The following is a 21,362-nucleotide window of genomic DNA, read 5'->3' on the forward strand; positions in this document are numbered from 1 at the left end:
TTAAGGAATATGCGAAATAACTTTTTCAATCATATTATATTTTGTTTGTATATTAGTGTTAGTTTAACACTAACGGGGTGTAGTGATTTTCTAGATCGTGAAACCGATTCTTATATTGATAAGCATATGACGTATTCATCGTATGAACACACCAGCCAATGTTTGGTGAGTATCTACAGCCTCCTTCCCGAAGGTTTGAACCGTTTGAGTAATGGAGCTATGTTCGATGATGCTACAGATGATGCCGAATTTGCCGTAGAAACTTCAGATGTACAAAAGTTCAATACAGGATCATGGAATGCGGTTGAGAATCCTGATAATTTATGGAATCGTTATTATGCTGGTATCCGTATGGCTTGTGAGTTTATAGAAAATGCCGATAGAGTGAATTTAGATGCTTATCGTTTGGATCCGAAAAATCAAATTGAATACCAGAATAGGCAAAAGGATATCCGTATATGGAAGGCGGAGGCACGTTTTTTGAGGGCATATTTCCATTTCGAGTTATTAAAACGTTTCGGTCCAATTCCTATTATTGCATCTTCGTTGTCTGTTAATGGCGACTATGGAAATACTCTTCGTCCTACAATGGAAGAGTGTGTAGATTTCATTGCCAAAGAATGTGACATTGCAGCAGATTCTCTGGAATTGAAACCATGGAGAGACGAAACTGCATTGGGACATGCTACCAAAGGAGCTGCGTTAGCGTTAAAGAGTCGGCTGCTTTTATATGCTGCCAGTCCGCTGTATATGGATTACGAGAATATTGATGAGCATCAAATTCCATCGGATAATGCGAAATGGATAAAGGCTGCAAAGGCTGCAAAAGCAGTGATAGACCTCGGAATATACGATTTGGCTTCAGATTATGGCGATTTGTTTAAAAATGATTTTAAGAATTCTGAGTATATTTTTATGCGGCGTTATGGTGTGAGCTCTACGTTTGAAAGTATCAATTTTCCCATTAGCTTTGGTGGAAAGGGAGGAACTAATCCGTCACAAAATCTTGTAGATGCTTATGAAATGCGTGATGGTTCTGATTTTTCTTGGAATAATGTCACACAGGCAGCAACTCCTTATAAAAACAGAGATGCCCGTTTTTCTGCAACAGTTATCTTTAATGGTTCCGCTTTACAACAAAGAAGTGTAGAAACATGGATAGGTGGAAATGATGGTTTGTACAAAACAAATGCAACAAAAACCGGTTATTATTTGCGTAAATTTCTCAATGGGGAAGTTAATGTGCAGACCGGTGGCGGAGCTTTAGGACATACATGGCCCATTTTTCGTCTGGCAGAAATTTATTTGAATTATGCCGAAGCATTAAATGAAAGCGATCCGGGTAATCCGGATATTGCCCATTACATAAATGAACTTAGGCAACGAGCAGATTTGCCCGATCTTCCCACAGGACTTACGCAGGCAGATATGCGTGAACGTATCCGTCGTGAACGCCGTGTTGAGTTGGCTTTTGAGGAGCATCGTGCATGGGATGTACGCCGTTGGAAAATAGCTTCATCAACATTGGGCATACCACTCAGAGGCGTGAGAATTACTAAAAACACTTCTGCAGGAGCTGCCAATACTTATAATTATGAACCCTATACTGTAGAACCACGGGTATTTCTATCTAAAATGTATTGGTATCCAATACCCGAGAGTGAATTATTGAAATTAAAATCTTGGAAACAGAATTCCGGCTGGTAGTGGTCTGTTTGTTTATTTAAGGAGAAAAACATCATGAAAAAAATCTTTCAATTAATGGTAATGGCACTATTGATTTATGGTTGTGTGGATAACGATATCTCATTCAATCCACAGATCAATGTACCGGAAGGTGTTTATCTGTCGGGCTTTGCTACCGAGTTCTCTCGCACCATTGCCAAGGGCTCTTTAACACAGGGAACAGATTCGAATATTGTGAGTCTTAATGCTTGGTTAAAAAATAGTGGTAATTTTGTGGTTTCATTTGTTGGAACAGATGGTCACCCCGTTGTTTATGGTAATGGTGGAGAAGTAGAATCTGTTGGTCAGAACGTGAAAACATACATGTTGAAGCAAGGTGCTGAAGGTTTTATGGTTAATCGAGAAGGTCTTTATAAAATTGTTGTAAACAAACAATTGAATGAGATGAATGTGATTCCTATACAATTTAAAATGTTGAGTATAATGGAATTGACCGATGCTGGTGATAAAACCATAGTGCTCGATAAAGTATCTTACGATCGTATAAACCATATCGTTACTTGGTGTAATACCGACAGCCAACAAGTTATTTTACCGGCAGAATACATATTTACTTATACTGATGGCTCGCCTACTTATATCAAGGTTTCCAAGACAGAGAAAGATACTATCAATACCACGTTCACTGGTATGGGCAAAAGCGTTCGTACCAATATGCTAACGAATACTTATTCAGAATTGACCGATAATTCTTCTGTCAATCTGAAATTGAAGCAGAAAGGCCGTTATTCTGTATGCGTACAATACAATGTGCTTACCGAGAAATTCTCTGCACGCATAGGGGGAGAGAGCATCATCGAGCCAGAAGCTACGGGATTTCCTGAAACTCTTTATATGGCAGGCAATAACTTCGGTGCATGGAATACGTCGGATATAGTGAAAATGACACCTGTTGGAGTGGCTGGAAATGGTGTGTTTTGGAGTATAAAGTATCTTAAGGAAGGCAAATTTGTGCAGTGGTCGACAAGTACGAACGGTGCTGACAGCTTCTCTTCGCTCAAATCAAATCAGGGTGTTGAAATAGATGCACAGGGCAGGGCTACGGTACAGAAGTCTGGTTATTACTTGATATTCGTAGACATGAACCGTAAGCTAATTTCGTTTGAGACACCTGAAGTTTACGGAATAGGTGACTGTTTTGGCGGTAATGAATATCAATTTGCACTTACTGGAAATAAATTTACGGCAAAAACATCTACTAAAGGAAACCTAAAGATGTTTGCTGTTTCTAAATATAATGATCGTGATTGGAACTCTATGGAGTTCAATATTTATAACGGAAAGATTATATATCGTGGTATTGATACAAGTGAAATGAGCCCAGTACCTGTAGCTGCATCGACTCCTATTGAACTCAATATGGCAGACAATACCGCCAATTTCGGTCCATTGACACAGGAAAAGGATGTACCGGGCTCTGCGACTTGTATCTATATGGTAGGCGATGATTTCGGAAATATGAACTGGGCATCGCCCGAGGTGCAGGAATTCGATCGTTCTTATTCTGAGGATTACCGTTGGTTCTACATCAATTATTTTAAAGCAGGTAGCGGTTTGCGGTTTTCTACCGATAAATGTTTTGGTAATGGCGAATTTGTTTCGCTTAAAGTAAACGATGGATTTACGGTGCAAGAAGATAGAGCTGTGATCCCTACAGATGGCATTTATATGGTTTACATAGACCTTCTATTGAGGATGGTTAGCATAGAGAAAGTGAAACTATATGGCTATTGCGGTTCCGACAGGTTCGACTTTCAAGTAGATGCCGATGGAAAAACCATGACTGCAACTATCCCATCGACGGGACGCGTGCGAATGTATCCGAAGATAGCAGTATTTAGTAAAGTAAATAAGTTCGGCGACTGGAAACGTGAAATTTATGTAGATCCGGCAATGGGAGTATTGGCATTTCGCAAACCCGGTTCTCCTGAACCAAACAAAGACTACGTTTGGGCAGCCGGTACTAAGATAACGTTAGACTTCCTACATAAAAAAGGCATTATTGTAAAGCCATGAAGTTGGTAGTATATCCTGATTATTTTTGTGATCAAAGTTTTTGACGAATGAAATATAATTATTTATATTACGAAAATTTAAGAACTTTTACGTGTATAAAAATGTGACATAAAGGGTAGAAATTTTTAGAAAACAAAACAAAAGAATAATTGAAGAATGAAAAAAATGTATATGAAAAATATAACAATAGTCGGTATAATGTTATTTATTGTTCCACTGTGTATGCAAGGACAAAATGTTCCAATTTCTAAGGCTGAAGTACCTGCAGGGTGGCAATATTACGACGGCGATGAGTTTAATGGTAATAAAATCGATAATAAATATTGGGGGCTGTATGATGAAAAAACGATAAATAATTTGTACGGCAATAATAATATAAACCAACAAATGGCGCAAACTTACCGTGCTGGTCAGGTAAGGATTGTGGCTGATGGTGACAGGCGTGTGGCTCGCATCACTGCAACGCGCGATGGAAATCCGCCAACTCCTACTAAAGCAACAAACAAAATGGGCTGGTGGTCAGGAGCTTTGTCAAGTCGAGATGCCAATTTATATGTTAACGAAGAAGGATATAAAAATCCTCAGAAATTTTATCCGTTTTATTCTCGTATCGAAATGAAAGCAAAAATTCCCTATACCTATGGAACGTGGATGGCACTATGGTTGCGCCATTATAAGGGGGCATCTATGTTTGAAATAGATTTGGAGGAGTTCTTTGTGAAATATAATTGGGACAAATATAAAAATAATATTTTTGTCATCAATCAATCGATACATGGTCATAACCGAGCTACGAACAGCGTAAAATATAACTTGAATAGTGAACAAGATCGTATACAAGATATGTCTTTTGATCCTTCAGCAGATTATCATGTATATGGTACGCAAATCGATAAGGATATCGACGAACCGAATAAGCATTTTGTAGTAAGCTTTTTATTGGATGGACGGGTACGTTCTGTTTGGCGTTCTATAGATTATGGAGACAAATATACACGACTCTTAGATTCGGATATAACAAACGGAACGCTCGACAAAACTTGGGATATAGCTGTTACCGGACAAATTGGAGCGTTGGATAAACTCGGTGTAGGGTATCCGGAAGATAATCCTGATTTTAATAATGATAAGTCGAAAACACCCCATAATTTTATTATGGATTTAGACTGGTTACGTACATTCAAACGAGTGAATACGCCACTTTGGTTCGGTGAAGCGGTTTATGTCAGTGGTAATCTGCAGGATGGAGGCCATATTGTGTTGCCTGCCAAACGTTTTGAAAATGTGGAGGTTGGTGATAGAATTGTTATCGACATTACTACGACCGGTATTACGAAATATCCTTATCTTGATTTATGTAATGCTTCAGGGCAAACGCTCTGTACATTGAAGCCCGATGTTACGAATGGCGATGCGCAGGTAACATTTCGTATAGATACTCAAGACATGCTGAATAAATTAAAAAGTGAGGGGTGTTCAATCTATGGATCAGGAGTAAAAATGTTCATTATCTGCTTAGATAAGCACGGTGATGTGGCTTGGAATGGATTTAAGAAAATTAATTGGGGAGAAGTACTTATTAGTGCCGCCGAGTTTAACGGGAAACAAAACGGTGTGGCGGTACAAGCAGGAGATAAATTAGAAATAACTGTATGTGATGCTGAAGATGGCGCCCGTTGCTTTTTAAGACAAAATACTAAAATTGAAGGGCAAAGCGATCGTCCGGCTTTGTCTTCTGATATGGAACATTATGGAAATATTATTAAAATTGAAAAAGGGAGTGATGAACGGGTATATACATTTGATTTAAATGTTGCAGCAGTCAAGGAATTATGTGAATTCGGATTGGCAATTACGGGTAAGGGCTATTACCTAAAGCAGCTGAAGATTTTGAAGAAAGGAATAACAGCAATCAAAGAAATATCTAATAAATTACAAAAAGATGGCGCAGTTTATACTTTAGACGGCAAAAAGATAGCTGATAGTTATCAGAAGTCTAAACTCCGTTCTGGAATATATATAGTGGGCGGTCGTAAAATATGTGTCAAGTAAGAAACGAATGTGTATAGCATTAAAAATGATAATGAAACTTCTGCATTCCTATATCCCATGTTATCGGCAGACCATGTTGATATGGCTGCTTGTGTTCTTTTGTATTATAGGGCGTGCTGTTGATCGTTCTCCGTGGGATAAAGACTGGCGATTTACGTTGGCAGACTTACCGCAGATGGCACAGAATAATTATGATGATAGGCGATGGCGAATACTTGATTTGCCTCATGACTGGGCTATAGAAGGTGATTTTTATGTGAGTAATCCATCGGGGGCTGTTGGTGGCGCGTTACCCGGAGGCGTGGGATGGTACCGAAAACATTTGGTTTTGAATGATCAGGATGATACCTCTCGCTATCAGATAGACTTCGACGGGGTATTTATGAACTCATCGGTATACATTAATGGGCACCTTCTTGGTGTTCGCCCTTACGGATTTATCAGCTTCCGTTACGATTTAACACCTTACTTGAACAAGCATGGCGATAACGTAATTGCCGTCCGGGTAGATAACAGCAGGCAACCCAATTGTCGTTGGTATAGTGGTTGCGGAATTTATCGGCATGTATACTTGGTACGTTCGTCCGATATACATGTAGCGCATTGGGGAATACAAATTTTGTCCAAAGTATATGGGAATAAAGCACATGTCGATATTACAACGCAAATTGTGAACGAAAGTAATACGCCTCAAAAACTTGTTGTACGTCATACCTTACTTGATACGACAGGTAAAGTTGTTGCGTGTACATCAAATAACTGTTTTGTACGTGATAGCGATTTTGTATTGTCGCAACAGTTACATGTAACTCGCCCTCATTTATGGTCGGTTCGTTCGCCTTATTTATATAGGCTAAAAACGGAATTGTTGACAAACGGTCGCGTGATAGATATTGATACGACAACGACAGGTATTAGAACCATCACATTCGATAGCCTATATGGTTTCTCACTCAATGGCGAGCGAATGAAAATTAACGGCGTATGTATGCATGGTGATTTGGGATGTCTTGGTACTGCTATTTATGAGGATGCTCTCTACCGACAACTGAAAATGTTGAAAGATATGGGAGCGAATGCTATTCGCTGTTCGCATAATCCACCCGCTCCTGAGCTGTTGAATATGTGTGATTCTATGGGATTGCTAGTGTTGGATGAGGCTTTCGACGAATGGCATAATGGCAAGACTAAATACGATTATGCCTTGTATTTCGACAAATGGTTTGAACGTGACCTTGCAGACATGGTGCTTCGCGATCGCAATCACCCGAGCATTATTCTTTGGAGCATTGGTAATGAGGTGTTGGAACAATGGTCTAAGGCCAATACCGATAGTATCTCGTTGGAAGAAATTAATATCTTATTAAACAATAATCGAGATGCATTATTATTGGCAAACGATGAACAACTGAGTGCAAATTCGCGTTTGACGCAGGTTCTTGCCAGTATTGTGCGAAAATATGATCGTTCGCGACCTATTACAGCAGGATGCAATGAGGTGTCGCCCGACAATCATCTGTTTAAAAGCGGGGCATTGGATGTCATTGGTTTCAATTATCATTATAAACAGGTGAAAGATATATTTAAGAGATTTTCCCACAAACCATTCATTATGACAGAGAGTGTGTCGGCGTTACAGACACGTGGATGTTATAAAATGCCGAGTGATTCTGTTTTTATAATGCCCGGCAAACGCCGTCCTTATATTGATCCAACATTCATATGTTCGGCTTACGATAACTCGTATACGTCGTGGGGATCTACGCATGAAGCAACTTGGGATGTGGTAAAACATACTCCATACTGCTCCGGGCAATTTATTTGGGCTGGATGGGATTATATCGGTGAACCCACACCATTTAATTTTCCTGCCCGTAGCAGTTATTTCGGTATTATCGATTTAGCCGGTTTTCCGAAAGATTCATATTATATGTACCAAAGTGAATGGACTGATAAAACAGTACTTCATTTGTTTCCACACTGGAATTGGATAGAAGGTCAGACCGTCGATTTGTGGTGTTATTATAACAACGCGGATGAAGTAGAACTCTTTGTGAACGGCAAATCGCAAGGTGTTCGGTGTAAGGAAGATATCCACCAGTATCATGTAATGTGGCGAGTAGTATATCAGCCCGGCGAAATTCGTGCGGTGTCGCGTAGTAATGGTGATGTCGTTGCAATGCAAATCATTCATACTGCTGGTGCTCCGCACCATCTCCGACTTACAAGCGATAAGCATGTATTGTCGGCAAATGGCCGAAGTTTGGCGTTTATTACCGTAGAAGTAGTTGATAAAGACGGAAATCTGTGTCCGTGGGCAGATAATGATATTCTTTTCTCCGTGTCGGGTAATGCGAAAATAGCTGGTGTAGACAACGGTTGTCCATTCTCTCTCGAACGGTTTAAAGATAATCATCGCAAGGCCTTTGGGGGCAAGTGTCTTGTTGTATTGCAAGCTGAAAAAGTTCCATCTATAATACAGCTCACTGCAAAAAGTATCGGATTAACGCCTCAAACCATATATCTAAATGCCCAATAACTATCATTTAAAACAGATATTTCATATAGATATAATGAAAGCAACAATCAACATATGGTGGCATATCATTGTAATTGTCGGTTTATTTATGGGTTATTGTGCAGCGCTCCGTGCACAGTATGCCCATGTAAACAAGCAGATAAGGCCATCGACCGGTGCTACTTTTAGCGACAAGTCAAAAGAAGATGTGTTTATTAAAGACCTGCTCGGAAAGATGACTTTACAAGAAAAGGTCGGACAGTTGTCGCAATATGTAGGCCGCGGTTTGCTTACCGGCCCGGATAGTGGGATATTATCCGACTCGCTTTTGGCACATGGTATGGTGGGTTCAATATTGAATGTGGGCGGTGTGGATAATCTCCGTAAGCTGCAAGAGAAGAATATGAGGCTCTCGAGGTTGAAGATACCTGTCCTCTTTGCCTTTGATGTCATCCATGGTTATAAAACAATCTTTCCTGTACCGTTGGCAGAATCGTGCTCGTGGGATTTGGATATGATAACACAGACTGCTAAAGCGGCGGCGATAGAAGCTTCTGCTTCGGGTATACATTGGACGTTTGCGCCCATGGTTGATATTGCCAGAGATCCGCGTTGGGGGCGTATTGTTGAGGGAGCTGGCGAAGATACATACTTAGGTTGTAAGATTGCCGAGGCACGTGTGAAAGGTTTTCAGTGGAATTTGTGGCAACCTAATTCTGTATTAGCGTGTGCCAAGCACTTTGCTGCTTATGGTGCTCCGCAAGCTGGTCGCGATTATGCACCCGTAGATATGTCGCCTGCCACGCTTGCAGAAGTTTATCTTCCACCTTACAAAGCCTGTGTAAATGCGGGAGTACAGACATTTATGTCGGCATTTAATGATATCAACGGTATTCCTGCAACAGGCAATCGCTGGCTGATGAGCGATCTATTACGCCGACAATGGAGTTTTAATGGTTTTATAGTAAGCGATTGGAATGCGGTTATGCAGTTGAAAACACAAGGAGTTGTAGAAGATGACAAAGGTGCAAGCATATTGGCACTTAATGCGGGAGTAGATATGGATATGACAGATGGGTTATATAATGCGTACATTCCTGATGCTGTGAACGAAGGATTAGTGGCAATGTCTACGATAGATGCTTCAGTTGAACGTATTTTACGTATCAAATATCGTTTAGGACTGTTCGATGATCCGTACCGTTTTCTTGATACTAAGCGTGAGAAACGTGAGGTGTGTTCGCCGAAACTGATGAACTTGGCACGTAAAGCAGCAAGCAATTCAATGGTATTGTTAAAGAATGAACACGGTATTTTACCGTTGTCTAAACAAATTCATAGCATTGCTTTAATCGGTCCATTGGCTGATAACCGGAGCGAGGTGTTAGGTTCGTGGAAGGCACGTGGCGAGGATGACGATGTTGTAACGGTGTTTCAGGGACTTAAAAACAAGCTGGGCAATGGCGTAATAATTCGCTATGTGCGCGGATGCGACTTTCTAGATAAGCGGAAAAATGAGTTTTCCGAGGCATGGGAAGCCGCTTCAGAGAGCGATGTCATTATTACTGTGGTTGGTGAAAAAGCATTGATGAGTGGAGAGTCGCGTAGTCGAGCTTTTCTTTCGTTGCCCGGTGTGCAGGAAGAATTAATCGATACTTTGCGTACTGTGGGTAAACCTATCGTGGCAGTACTAATGAATGGGCGTCCAATGACATTGTCTCATGTTGACAATAATGTAGATGCTCTGCTCGAAGCATGGTTTCCCGGCACACAATGCGGTAATGCTGTGGCCGATATTCTTTTTGGAGATGTGAACCCTTCGGCAAAGCTGACAACTTCGTTTCCTTATGCCGAGGGACAAATACCTAATTTTTATAACTATAAACGTTCGGGGCGTCCCGGTGATATGGAGTATAGTTCCACTGTGCGGTATATCGATTTGAAGAATAAGAACCTTTATCCTTTCGGCTTTGGATTGAGCTATACACAGTTTGCGTATGCTAATTTACAGTGTAACGATAGATTCGAAACAGACGGAAGGCTCAAGGTTACAGTGGATGTTACTAATATCGGTTCTCGCGATGGAGCAGAGATTGTGCAATTGTATGTAGCGGATAAAGTGGCAACGATGGTGCGTCCTGTTAAAGAACTTAAAGGTTTTAAGAAGGTGTTTATCCCTAAAGGGCAGACAGTGCGTGTAGAATTGAATGTTGATGCCCATGAATTGGGGTTTTGGACCAATGAAATGAAATACGTAGTAGAGCCCGGAGAGTTCGAGATTATGGTTGGTACGAATAGCGAGGAATTACTGTCGCGTACGGTAAGATTGGAGAACATTTAAGCAAAATATATGGAAAAAAAGTATTTAAAACGTGTGTCTGCTATGTGGATAGCTATTGTCGTTGGTGCAATTTTGCCTGATGTACAGGCACAGACTCTCTCAGAAAAGAAGACGGAAACGGCAGAAACGCTAAGAGAACTTAATTCTTGGAATCCTATAAAAGATATAGATAAAGACAATTTTTATATCTATATTGTTTTCGGACAGTCTAATGCTGAAGGCTATGCCGCATATCCGACAGCCACAGATAAGGTGCCAAATCCTGATATTCTGAATTTAATATCTTACAATGATTATGAGAATGAGGATAAAACTGGTTACGACCATTCGCGTGTAGGCCAATGGGAACCGGTTTCAGAACCCAATTGCAGAAAGTCTAACAGGTTTAAAACAGCGTGTAGCATGGTCAAGTCTTTCGGTGAAACCATGTTGGCAAAGAACCCGAGAAAGAAGTTCGGTTTCGTTCATGTGGCAGTAGCGAGTGCGAGCATACGTTTATTTGACAAAGATAAATATGATGCTTATCTGAATAAGTCGTTGGGGGCGCCTTTACCAAACGAAGGTGTTATTAAGAAATCTGTTTATGCTTATGAAGGCAATCCTTATCAACGCATGATAGAGATGGCGAAGATTGCGCAGCAATATGGTACTATTAAGGGTATTCTTATGCATCAGGGGGAAGAAGATGAGTGGTATTCGTACTGGGCAAGCGAGGTGAAGAAAGTGTATAAAGATATGCTTCACGATCTTCATTTGAAGTCTACTGAAGTTCCATTGATTATCGGTGAGCCTACTGGCGCACATTCAATCTCTCATTGTTTTGACGATGTAGTAGATGAAAATAGTCCAAAATATATTCCCAATTGCTATAAAATTAAATGTCGTGATTTACCTTACAATCCCAATAATAAATTGCATTTCACACGTGACGGATATATAGAAATGGGTAAACGTTTTGCAGATAAAGCGAGTGAATTGCTAAATCAATCTACCAGTATATCGCAGACAATAATGCAAACACCTTGGAGCGTTACACCTGTTGCTGTACAAACAGAGTTTGAAACGGGCGGGATTGTGCACATACAAGCCACGCTTCCGCTTGTTAAAATACAGGTGTCGGATTTAAACGGCAATATTTTACAAAAAATAGCTTTGAAAAATGCATCTCGTTTCACTTTCTGCTTGTCGGGTTATTCGCGTCGTTATGTAATATTGTCTTTCTTTGCTGTCAATGGAACCCAATGCCACATGAAGGCATTGGTCTCGTAAATTTTTCCGACGAAATTTGTTCGTTTATCTTTTTCTTTTAAATATTACCGCTCATTTAAATACTTTTTTACTTTTAAAAAACAGGTGCATTTAATCCTCGAATTGGAGCTGTAGGTATTATAATGAGGGTATTTGTCTGCCAATTATCCCTACAAAAGGAAATAAAGAATAAGTTTAAAGAGGGTACGAAGGTGCAGTTTAATTGTAATATGCTATGCATCTGGCGGCGATAGATACATAACATATGCACATTATTTGCACGCTTTAGCTACGATACGAGGCAATATATACCGTATATTCTTTATCTTTGAAACCTGTTGTTATAGCACACAGCCTGTAGGATAGGAGAATATATGTTACAAATAACTATTTATCAATGTGTTACAATAGGATGACTGTATTGATGTTTCTCCGCTGACGGGTTTACAAGATGTAGCATAAGACTATCGCAGAGATAGTTGCAAGGGTGATGGCAATCGTTACGTATATCCTAACCTTGTCCTTGGGACTTTGCATACTCACCTTGCCCGTGTATCCGTCGACCACGATGCGATAATCTTTACCGTTGTAGGCGAACAGACTATTCCATATCGGATATAACACCAAAGAGCTATCGATATTGGTATATGCTGTTTTTATCGTTTTTACTTTTGGCTCTATTCCGCCTATTTCGTTCTTTATGGCATCTTTTATTTCTGTATCGATTTGATTTTTCAGTGCCTTTGCTCCTTCTACGTGATTGCACCCATACAGTTCAAACAGAGAGGGAGAGGAGTACAGTTCGGCGCCAAAAGGAATCTTCGTAACATTGGTATCGATCTTGACATTAAACTTAGATGCTGGGATAACGATGTCTTTGAACATCATTCCGTGGGTGCCGGAACACTCATTGTATTTGATTTCCTTATCGGCTTTTCCTTGTGATTCTGCTGATGGTTGTGTCTGTTGCAGCTCTACACCTTTCAGCCCTATATATTCGGAGGAGGTGACGGTACTGAAAAACCATTGCGGAATGTAAATGGAGCAAAACTCGGCACTGTCAAGTACCATCTGCTTGTAGTCTTTTAGGACGAAGAACTTGTGTTTGAAATGACGTTTGAGGGTAGACTTGAGTTCAGCTTCCCTAATTTTCAGAGGTACATGGAAGTCTGGCTGGATAACTGTCTGCTCTTCCGTCTTCCTCGCATCCATCTGTTTGTGGCAGTATGGGCATACCGTCACGTCGGGTTGCTTAGTGAAGAATATGGGAAAACCGCAGTACATGCATCGCAAGACGAAAGCGTTACAGGTGTGTTTGCGTTCCATGAGGTTACCCTCATTGGCTACATATACAGGATTATCGGCATCAACGGTAAAGTGTGGAACGGTCATGGTGGAGCGCTTTCCGAATGCTGTGCGATCAATGGAAGTTGCCGTTGCAGGTATCTCCACCATATCAAGAGCCTCACAGTCCATAAAAGCACCACGCTCGATAACCGATACGTTTTGCCCGATTCGGATATGTTGGAGACACTTATTGTCACAGAATGCTTCGGCAGAGATAGTCGTCACGGTCAGCAGCTCGCTGATGGTATCCATATCGATGTAGGCTTCACTACCCTTCCATTTAAACAGTGTTTTCCTGTCGGGACTCAACTCGTATGAGGAGGGAGGAATCTTGGCGCCCTTCTTCCATACTATTTCGACTTCTTCCATGGGCGACGATATCTTGAAACGGTAGTGATAATTGTTGCAACTGGTATCGGTGGCGTTTATTTTCCAGCAGTTAATAACGTAGTCATTCGCCGTGTCGGGTTCTGCCACGCATTCTACCTCTGTCCCGAGAGGCAGGTAACAACTGCCTATTTGTCTGCCGAAAGCGCGTGCGATAAGTTTTCCGCCGTGTGCTTGGCGTAGTTGCAGTCTTCCGTCGGTACAGCCGTTGTGCCATTTTGCATTGGGGTTAGGAGAAGGACAGTCGGTTAGTCGTTTGCAGATATACGCCAATACAGCCGTTGTGTCTTTGCCTTCGGAAGACTCGACAGCCTGCATTCCCGATTTGTAGACAATTTGCAGGTTACGATAAAGCAACAGGGCAGTGATGTAGGCAGGGTAGCGACCGAGTGAGGGCTCGTCCGAATAGGCTATCGGCTCTTTCTTCATAGTGTTAGGGAAACGCCACAGGTCTGATTTAAATACAGCTCCGTTGAACCACGGGCGCTCCACGCGCACAGACCTATATTCGAGCGATATGCGTTTAATCTTTTCTTGTCGGCGTCCTAATGTAAGTTGTTTGAGTGCTGTGGGAGCCCTGTCGAAATAGGTTTTCAAGTCGTCGGCATCGAATGTGATGGTATCCCACTTTTCATCCATGAATGTTGATGGAAAGATATAGGAGGGTGCAAAGACTCCTTTCGTATTGCAGGTGAGGAAGTCACTTTGTTCATCGAAACCCTGTTTCATTTCGTTCCACAAGATGGTAGGGTGGGCCTTTGAGAGTTCAGTAATGGTGTTGAGGCACTCTTCTACTTTCGTTTTATTGCCTACGACAATCCATTCGTGCTCGATGTCATCGAGTTTTTCCTTGGATACTTTGACAGCTCTTGCAGCTTGCAGAGCCCCTTGCTCAGTTGTTATTTTTGTTTGCGCAAGTTTCACATTGTTGTATTCTTCCCACTGCTTGAAGTATTGGTCGCGGTATTTATTGTATGTTAATAGTGTGTCGTTGGCTGCACGAGAGTCATCATTGAACGTATATAGGAAGTTTACCGCCTCGTTGTAGCGATTGAAGGAAGAGGTGTTCTCTGATATTTCAGCTATTTCCGCTGTAGATAGGATTTCGCTATACAGGTCCCAAAGCAGCTCATCGGTCTCAACTCCCGAACTCGTGATACCTCTTACAGGACTGTTCACAATTCTGGAAAACTCGTACATTGTATTGATTGATGTGTCGAATTGTTCCCCTTCCAGTCTCATATTAGTTAAAGCTGGGAGGTCGGCTGTGGAGAAGCGGAATTGGAATCCTGTTGGGAAACATAGAAATTTTCTTTCTTTCTCGTTCTCGTAGGTGTTTTTGATTTTGGCATAAATGGCGGCCATTATTCGTGCATCCATTGGGTTGATATTTAAAGGTGACGGCGATTATAATAAAGTAGAACCAATGGCGGCTGAAATGCCAGCCGCCATTGGTGTGATAGATATTATGCCCCCCATTCGTCTTCCTTGATGTCGGGATTAGGATTTGGACACTTGGGCATGATGTGGCAGTTATATCCGATAATCTGCATGCCAGGAACTCTGATGGATTGGCTGTCGTACTCGTAATGTGAATCAGAGTGAGATTCGCTGTTTGTAGAACTATGGCTATAGCCAGCTCCTAAGCTTCCTCCTCCTATTCCAAGATTGAAAATGCCGAAATATGCACCGCCCGAGTAAGATCCTGACTGGCTTTCATATTCAGACATATAGTTATCTACACTGGAGCCTTTTCCGAAATGGAGTACAAGGTTCCTGATGAAGATGATAGAAGTAGGGAAAGCTGGCATAATGCCTTTGGGCGGCATATTGCCATCACTTAGATACTCTCCTTTGTCCCAGTTTTTGTCAAATCTCCAGTATCGGCTGGTTAAGAATGATTGCTTGAACCATGGGCGTACGATATTTACCTGACACATTTCGAAGCTGCACCAAAAATTCTTGAAGTTCATACCCTTTCCAAAGGAATACGTACTCTCACTTTTTTCATTCGTTGTACTATGTCTGTGCCAGAAACTGCGGGAACTGGTTTTGAAAGTTTTGCTCTTACTATGGTACTCTGAATCACTGTAAGTAGACATCTCGTTACTTGAAAAGCGGAATTCCGTCCAGCCCGTAGAGTGTGCGAAGTTGGAAGGTGAGAGTGTCGTGTAAAGATACGATGCACCACCATTTGTTGTATGTAATGTATATTCATCAATCAAATCTTTATAGCTTCGTAGTAGGAGTAGCATACTGCGGCCTTCTACTTGTGCGATATAAGATGAAATCTTTTCATACTCAGTTTTATAGCCAGAAGTTTCCCATTCGTCTCTGGCAGCTTTCACCATGTTGCGGTAAGTCGCTGCTCCATAGGCCCACATCTGCTTATCTCTCAAGCTCCCAGTCATGCCATCGATCCTTTTCTGATTATAATCATTACATGCTTGCCCGTATTTTACCATATATTCGTTGTATGCCTTAACGATTGGACTTGGCAGAATCTCTGTTTTCGTTTCTCCCGTGATATCGGTTGTTGTTTTTGTTACCGGTGCAAGCAACTTATGGAATTTTTTTATCTTTTTTTCGGTTTCCTCATCCAGTTTTGCAACTTTCACCTGACTCATCTGGAGAACATGTTTGTAAACATCTGATAAAGAGCCTTCGTTTTGCATGGTTCTCAAATTAGTGTTTCCACCGGATTCGTTCGTTCCGCTCACATCGGGTATGAAGTCTACATTTTGAGAAAAACTGGCGGCCATGCTATGCAGCTTGTCCGAATTCTCTGATTTCATTTGTTCTCTAATATCTGCAATAATCTTCTCTGTATCGATTTCTACTTTTTCCTGTCCGCTTGCTGCTTTAGCCTCCTTGTAGTTGTTGATTTCTTCTATTACTCTCCGTTTCAATTCTTCCTTATCAAGAATTGTACCTGACGTTCCTTGAAAAGCAAAATTGAAATCTTCGGCAAGTACGGGTTGTCCGGGAGTTACCCAGGCGAAGAAGTTATCTTCACTTGCAGGTGCAACATCGTCGCCACTTGCTAATACTGCATATAATTTTCCCAATATGCCGTTCATTAAATCATCGGTACCCATTACCGAATTACTTTTGTCTACCATAATTTTGTAAATTTAAAAGGTTAATAAATAATGATAGTATTATTTTTATTACACAGAAAGACATATACAAAATGCTTTAGGCCGTGCAAATGTATATTTCCTTTTCATTGGATCTTTATTCCAACCATCAGCCTTTTTCCATTCTCCTTTTTTCTCATAGTAGCGTAACAGTTCGTTTGTAGCCTGATATTGCCACAGCGACCGCCTTACACATAGATAGTCTGATACAGATGATGCTTCTGCCGTTATGAACCGGACTGCATTTGCATTTCTTTCCACAATGTCGATAACGATCAGAATGTGAAAATGATTTCCATCTATATACATTTGAATGTCACCGGGCTGTAGATCCATGATATTTTTCAGTCTGTCAGATCCGGAATCTCTCAATATGGTGGCATTAGATCTGAGATAGGAGGAATTAGGCTTAGTTGTACCCAATGTTTCTTTTCGTATATCGAGAGGAACATTGTATTCCTGCATGATCTTACCGATGGCTCTTGTAACGAAGCCCGAGCAGTCGATTCCGATGCCATACCTAATGAGTGCATCGCGTACAGTATGATCGTCTTTTCCTTGTAATTGACTGCCCGCTTGATTAAGAAAGGCCTTAATGATTTCGGGCCTTCCTTTGCCGTAAATGGATCCGGTAAAATCCATGTAGTCATCACCGGGCATTTCCTTTTGCAGATGCGTGAGAAGCTCTACGAAGCCTCTCCAAAGTTTACCACGCCTTTGTTTTTTGTCTATGTACCTCTCTGTATTCATTACATAAGGTGGAGCGACATGTACTTCCTCTTCAACAGTTCCATTGGGTGTTTCTTTTCGGATAGTGAAAGCAATATCTTCCCAACTTTTGGTGTACGTGTCTAGGATTTCCTTGAATGTTCTCATGTTTCTAATTTAATTAAGTGAAATAATGTCAACGAGGTTAAGCAGCCTAACAGTTGCAAAATTATTAGTTGGTGTGATTGCATGTTGTGATAATCCGACCATTTTTTTACAAATTGCGGATGATGGGTGGTTACAGATTTATATAAAAGTAACACTTTTGAAAGATTATGCGCTGATAATCAGAAGATAAAAAATACAAAAAGAAAATACTAAATACTATGTTTACACAAGAAATAATGTATATTCAAGTGCAATAAACATAGCATTACGACGTAACTAATCACTGAAAATGAAGAAATATCGATGTTGAAGTGAACTAACTGATAATGAGTAGGAAATGCTCTGATTTGCATGATATGTCTCTATTTATAAAAGGCAGGAAAGTGCAGATTTAGGCAGAAGTTCAGTTACCAGAGCATTACCTTGTTTTGATGTAGGTAACGATGGTGCAGTATTCGGTAACTGAATTATTTCCACTCGTGTGGTTGTTGCTTTGGTCGGCAGTTTTCTGCGTAAGTGAGGAACGCTTTAATTCGGGTAACTTTACCCACAAATATTAAAGCGTATGAAAACAGAAAAGATGAAGGTGTTGCTCTACCTTAAAAAGAATGGTTTGGACAAGTCGGGCAAGGCTCCGATTATGGGACGAATAACGATTGGGCGTTCCATTGCCCAGTTTAGTTGTAAGCTATCTTGTAATCCCGATTTATGGAATCCACGTGAGAGCAGGATAGACGGCAAGAGCCGTGAGGCGGTGGAGATTAATGGGAAGTTGGAGAATTTGTTACTTTCCATTCAATTGGCTTACCAATCATTGATTACCAAAGGTTGTCCATTTGACGCAACCGATGTGAAAGAGCAGTTCCAAGGAAGCATTCATGCACGGTGTATGCTCATCGAAAGATTGGATATGCTCATCAAGGAGAAAGAATGTCATATCGGTATAGACATCAAGAAAGAGTCTATGTCCACCTATTATTCCACTCGAAAACGATTACAGGAGTTTATTCTGAAGAAGTATAATGTTTCAGACATGGCGTTCTCCCAATTGACCGAGAACTTCATATATGAGTTCCGCCAATACTACTTGGGGGTATGTGGCTTCCAAGAAAGTTCTTTCTTCGCAGTGGCATCACATTTGAAAACAGTCTGTAAGTTGGCATATCGTGAGGGGATAGCCGATACGCTGCTGTTTGACAAAGCCCACATAGAAAGGGGAGACAAGAAAGTTCCAAAGGCACTTGACAAGGAGTCGTTGGATGGTTTGAAAGCGTTGCAATTTGGTGATTTGGAGGAGGAAATGGAAACGGCAAGGGATATTTTTCTCTTTGCCTGTTATACCGGTGCAGCCTATTGTGATTTGATGGAACTAAGCAAGAAGCATCTTGTCCATGATGATGCAGGTAGTTTGTGGTTGAAGTTCAATCGGCAGAAAACGGGTGTGCTTTGTCGCATCAAATTATTGCCCGAGGCCATCCAGCTAATCGAGAAAATGCACACCGATGAAAGGGAAACATTGCTCCCTTTCATCAAATATCCTACCTATCAATCTTGCCTGAAAGCCTTACGACTGCGGACTGGTATTTCTTTTCCTTTTACCACGCATACCGCAAGGCATACTTTTGCCACCCTTATTACCTTGGAACAGGGCGTACCGATTGAAACGGTGAGCAAGATGCTCGGACATACGAACGTATGTATGACCGAACGCTATGCAAAGGTAACACCGCAAAAACTCTTTGAGGAATTTGACCGTTTCCTTTCTTTCACCGAAGATTTACGTTTAACCATATAAAGACAGCCATTATGAGAAGTACATTCAAGATACTGTTCTATATCAACAGGCAGAAGACAAAGGCAGACGGAAGAACTGCTATTCTCTGCCGTATTACCATAGATGGGAAGAGTTCCGCCATAACCACAGGAGAGGAATGCCTGCCGACAGAGTGGAACGCCAAACAAGGACAGACTACCGACAAAAGAATAAACAAAAGGCTTGCAGAGTTCAAAGAACTTGTAGAAAAGACTTATCGGGATTTACTGACGAGGGACGGAGTGGTAAGCGTGGAGCTAATCAAGAACCGCTTGCAGGGCATTGCCACCCATCCGACAACATTGCTTGCCATGAGCAAGGCGGAACTGCAATCTATCAAAGAGTGTGTGGGAAAGTCAAAAGCAGAAAGTACGTACCAGAACCTTTGCTATTCCGACAAACTGTTATGCGAGTTTGTCAAGGATAAAGGTGTAAAGGATATACCTGTAATCACCATTACGGAAGATTTGTTTGAAGAATACCGCTTTTATCTTAAAAAGCAAGGATTGGCAGCTGCAACCATCAACCGCTATCTTTGCTGGCTAAGCAGGTTGATGTATCGTGCGGTCAGCCAAAGGCTCATTCGTTGCAATCCCTTTGAGAATACCAAGTACGAGAAAACGGAACAGAAGATACGCTTTCTGCAAAAGAACGATGTGGCCAAACTCATGGCTTTGAAAGTAAACGACAAGGAGGCTGAACAGGCAAGGCTGATGTTTGTCTTCGCTTGCTTTACCGGCTTGGCTGTTGCCGACATGGAGCATCTGCAATATGAACATATCCAAACGGCAGCGGACGGACAAAAGTACATCCGCAAGGAACGGCAGAAGACAAAGGTGGAGTTTGTCGTGCCTTTGCATCCGATAGCCGAAGTCATCATCGAACATTGCAAGGCTGAACAGGAAAGAAATGGAGGAATGCAATCGGTGAAAGAAAAAGGTGAAACTGAAACAAGGACAGACAGCTTTGTCTTTCCTCGTGATTGCAGTCGAAGTGTGATGGCAGCCAAGCTAAGCATCGTAGGAAGAGCTTGCGGCATCAGAGAGCGGCTGTCCTACCACATGGCAAGGCATACGTTCGGTACGATGAGTATGAGTGCAGGTGTTCCCATAGAGAGCATTGCCAAGATGATGGGACACGCTTCTATTGCAAGCACACAAATCTATGCGCAGGTAACCGATAATAAGATTTCGGAGGATATGGACAGACTGATAAGAAAATATCAAAAGGAGAAAGCAAAGGAGGAAGCGATATGAACGTCAATCATAATCAAGCAAAAAGAGACCGCAGTTATTTTGAATGGGGCGATAAAATGCAAATCATTTGCAAGGGGAATGGCAAAATCGCCATGACGGAAGGCGAACTCGTAGATTTCTTCGGTGTAACGTGGAGGAAGCTCAATTATCGCCTGCAACTGCTTCTGAAAACATCTCATCTGCACCCTGACGAAAGGGATGCTGGTGAGGAAGAAGTTTTTGTGAACGGACGACCAAGAGGCTATGCGCCGCTTTATCCGCTCTCAACCATCATTGCCCTGTCCTTTCAGTTGGACAGCACGGAAGCCTATCTGTTCATAAAGTACATTTGTAGGGAAATACACCGCCCGGCAAACATCATAACACCGATATTCTTAATCGGCAAGACGGATTGCTGATGATTATACTTCCTTTTTCTTTCACCGATATTATCTTACTACATAACTACAAAGAGAGGAAATACGGTGAAAGGAAAAGGGAGTAGCGTGTAGTCAGAAAGTAGAAATCGCTATTACTACCGTCTGACTACATACTACCACTTCTTTGTTAAATTTTGTGTTATGATAGCAGTGGTTGTCATTGCATTTTCGGTATTTTTCGGCCTTATTGTTATTTCTTTTTT

General features: G+C 41.4%; 12 protein-coding genes. 9 read left to right on the forward strand and 3 right to left on the reverse strand.

Annotation, left to right across the window (positions count from 1 at the left end; all coding sequences use genetic code 11):
- Positions 1-9: 9 nt before the first annotated feature.
- The 6 genes from BN3912_RS03275 to BN3912_RS03300 all read left to right on the forward strand — a co-directional run bounded on the left by BN3912_RS03275 (position 10) and on the right by BN3912_RS03300 (position 11,942).
- The gene (locus tag BN3912_RS03275) at positions 10-1,707 is read left to right on the forward strand and encodes a RagB/SusD family nutrient uptake outer membrane protein (RefSeq protein WP_023984420.1); all 1,698 of its coding nucleotides are present in this window, start codon (positions 10-12) and stop codon (positions 1,705-1,707) included.
- Positions 1,708-1,740: 33 nt separating this feature from the next.
- A complete protein-coding gene (locus tag BN3912_RS03280; RefSeq protein WP_036859646.1) occupies positions 1,741-3,762 on the forward strand; it encodes a cadherin repeat domain-containing protein in 2,022 nt (673 codons plus the stop codon).
- A 156-nt stretch (positions 3,763-3,918) separates the two neighbouring features.
- Positions 3,919-5,814 carry a glycoside hydrolase family 16 protein gene (locus BN3912_RS03285; RefSeq protein WP_082935428.1) on the forward strand — a complete coding sequence of 632 codons (1,896 nt, stop codon included), beginning with the start codon at positions 3,919-3,921 and terminating at the stop codon, positions 5,812-5,814.
- Positions 5,815-5,845: 31 nt separating this feature from the next.
- Positions 5,846-8,353 carry a glycoside hydrolase family 2 TIM barrel-domain containing protein gene (locus tag BN3912_RS03290; RefSeq protein WP_023984407.1) on the forward strand — a complete coding sequence of 836 codons (2,508 nt, stop codon included), beginning with the start codon at positions 5,846-5,848 and terminating at the stop codon, positions 8,351-8,353.
- 34 nt (positions 8,354-8,387) lie between these two features.
- Positions 8,388-10,673: a beta-glucosidase BglX gene (bglX, locus tag BN3912_RS03295; RefSeq protein WP_230204625.1), complete on the forward strand. Its 2,286-nt coding sequence runs from the start codon at positions 8,388-8,390 to the stop codon at positions 10,671-10,673.
- Between the two features lie 9 nt (positions 10,674-10,682).
- The gene (locus tag BN3912_RS03300; protein ID WP_051403449.1) at positions 10,683-11,942 is read left to right on the forward strand and encodes a sialate O-acetylesterase; all 1,260 of its coding nucleotides are present in this window, start codon (positions 10,683-10,685) and stop codon (positions 11,940-11,942) included.
- Between the two features lie 423 nt (positions 11,943-12,365).
- Here the strand turns inward: BN3912_RS03300 and BN3912_RS03305 are convergent, their stop codons facing one another.
- The 3 genes from BN3912_RS03305 to BN3912_RS03315 all read right to left on the reverse strand — a co-directional run bounded on the left by BN3912_RS03305 (position 12,366) and on the right by BN3912_RS03315 (position 17,671).
- The gene (locus BN3912_RS03305; protein WP_023984404.1) at positions 12,366-15,035 is read right to left on the reverse strand and encodes a leucine-rich repeat protein; all 2,670 of its coding nucleotides are present in this window, start codon (positions 15,033-15,035) and stop codon (positions 12,366-12,368) included.
- Between the two features lie 86 nt (positions 15,036-15,121).
- Positions 15,122-16,777, reverse strand: a complete 1,656-nt coding sequence (locus tag BN3912_RS03310; protein WP_023984403.1) for a hypothetical protein — start codon at positions 16,775-16,777, stop codon at positions 15,122-15,124.
- 48 nt (positions 16,778-16,825) lie between these two features.
- The gene (locus tag BN3912_RS03315) at positions 16,826-17,671 is read right to left on the reverse strand and encodes a hypothetical protein (RefSeq protein ID WP_023984402.1); all 846 of its coding nucleotides are present in this window, start codon (positions 17,669-17,671) and stop codon (positions 16,826-16,828) included.
- A 565-nt stretch (positions 17,672-18,236) separates the two neighbouring features.
- On the opposite strand from BN3912_RS03315, the gene BN3912_RS03320 reads away from it, so the two are divergent.
- Genes BN3912_RS03320 through BN3912_RS03330 form a run of 3 tightly spaced genes read left to right on the forward strand, consistent with a single transcriptional unit; the run spans position 18,237 to position 21,138 of the window.
- Positions 18,237-19,466 (forward strand): site-specific integrase, encoded by a 1,230-nt coding sequence (locus tag BN3912_RS03320; protein ID WP_023984401.1) that lies wholly within the window; start codon positions 18,237-18,239, stop codon positions 19,464-19,466.
- Between the two features lie 11 nt (positions 19,467-19,477).
- Positions 19,478-20,740 (forward strand): site-specific integrase, encoded by a 1,263-nt coding sequence (locus BN3912_RS03325; RefSeq protein WP_023984400.1) that lies wholly within the window; start codon positions 19,478-19,480, stop codon positions 20,738-20,740.
- Complete coding sequence (locus BN3912_RS03330) at positions 20,737-21,138, forward strand: hypothetical protein (RefSeq protein ID WP_023984399.1); 402 nt, start codon at positions 20,737-20,739, stop codon at positions 21,136-21,138. The genes BN3912_RS03325 and BN3912_RS03330 overlap by 4 nt, the downstream gene beginning before the upstream one ends.
- The last annotated feature ends 224 nt before the right edge of the window (positions 21,139-21,362 follow it).

It is taken from the genome of Prevotella phocaeensis, assembly GCF_900065875.1.
GTDB lineage: Bacteria > Bacteroidota > Bacteroidia > Bacteroidales > Bacteroidaceae > Prevotella > Prevotella phocaeensis.

Excerpts from the sequence above, each read along its gene's own strand:
- BN3912_RS03275 (WP_023984420.1), top strand. The coding sequence starts at position 10 with ATGCGAAATAACTTTTTCAATCATATTATATTTTGTTTGTATATTAGT.
- BN3912_RS03280 (WP_036859646.1), top strand. The coding sequence starts at position 1,741 with ATGAAAAAAATCTTTCAATTAATGGTAATGGCACTATTGATTTATGGT.
- BN3912_RS03285 (WP_082935428.1), top strand. The coding sequence starts at position 3,919 with ATGAAAAAAATGTATATGAAAAATATAACAATAGTCGGTATAATGTTA.
- BN3912_RS03290 (WP_023984407.1), top strand. The coding sequence starts at position 5,846 with ATGAAACTTCTGCATTCCTATATCCCATGTTATCGGCAGACCATGTTG.
- bglX (WP_230204625.1), top strand. The coding sequence starts at position 8,388 with ATGAAAGCAACAATCAACATATGGTGGCATATCATTGTAATTGTCGGT.
- BN3912_RS03300 (WP_051403449.1), top strand. The coding sequence starts at position 10,683 with ATGGAAAAAAAGTATTTAAAACGTGTGTCTGCTATGTGGATAGCTATT.
- BN3912_RS03305 (WP_023984404.1), bottom strand. The coding sequence starts at position 15,035 with ATGGATGCACGAATAATGGCCGCCATTTATGCCAAAATCAAAAACACC.
- BN3912_RS03310 (WP_023984403.1), bottom strand. The coding sequence starts at position 16,777 with ATGGTAGACAAAAGTAATTCGGTAATGGGTACCGATGATTTAATGAAC.
- BN3912_RS03315 (WP_023984402.1), bottom strand. The coding sequence starts at position 17,671 with ATGAGAACATTCAAGGAAATCCTAGACACGTACACCAAAAGTTGGGAA.
- BN3912_RS03320 (WP_023984401.1), top strand. The coding sequence starts at position 18,237 with ATGAAAACAGAAAAGATGAAGGTGTTGCTCTACCTTAAAAAGAATGGT.
- BN3912_RS03325 (WP_023984400.1), top strand. The coding sequence starts at position 19,478 with ATGAGAAGTACATTCAAGATACTGTTCTATATCAACAGGCAGAAGACA.
- BN3912_RS03330 (WP_023984399.1), top strand. The coding sequence starts at position 20,737 with ATGAACGTCAATCATAATCAAGCAAAAAGAGACCGCAGTTATTTTGAA.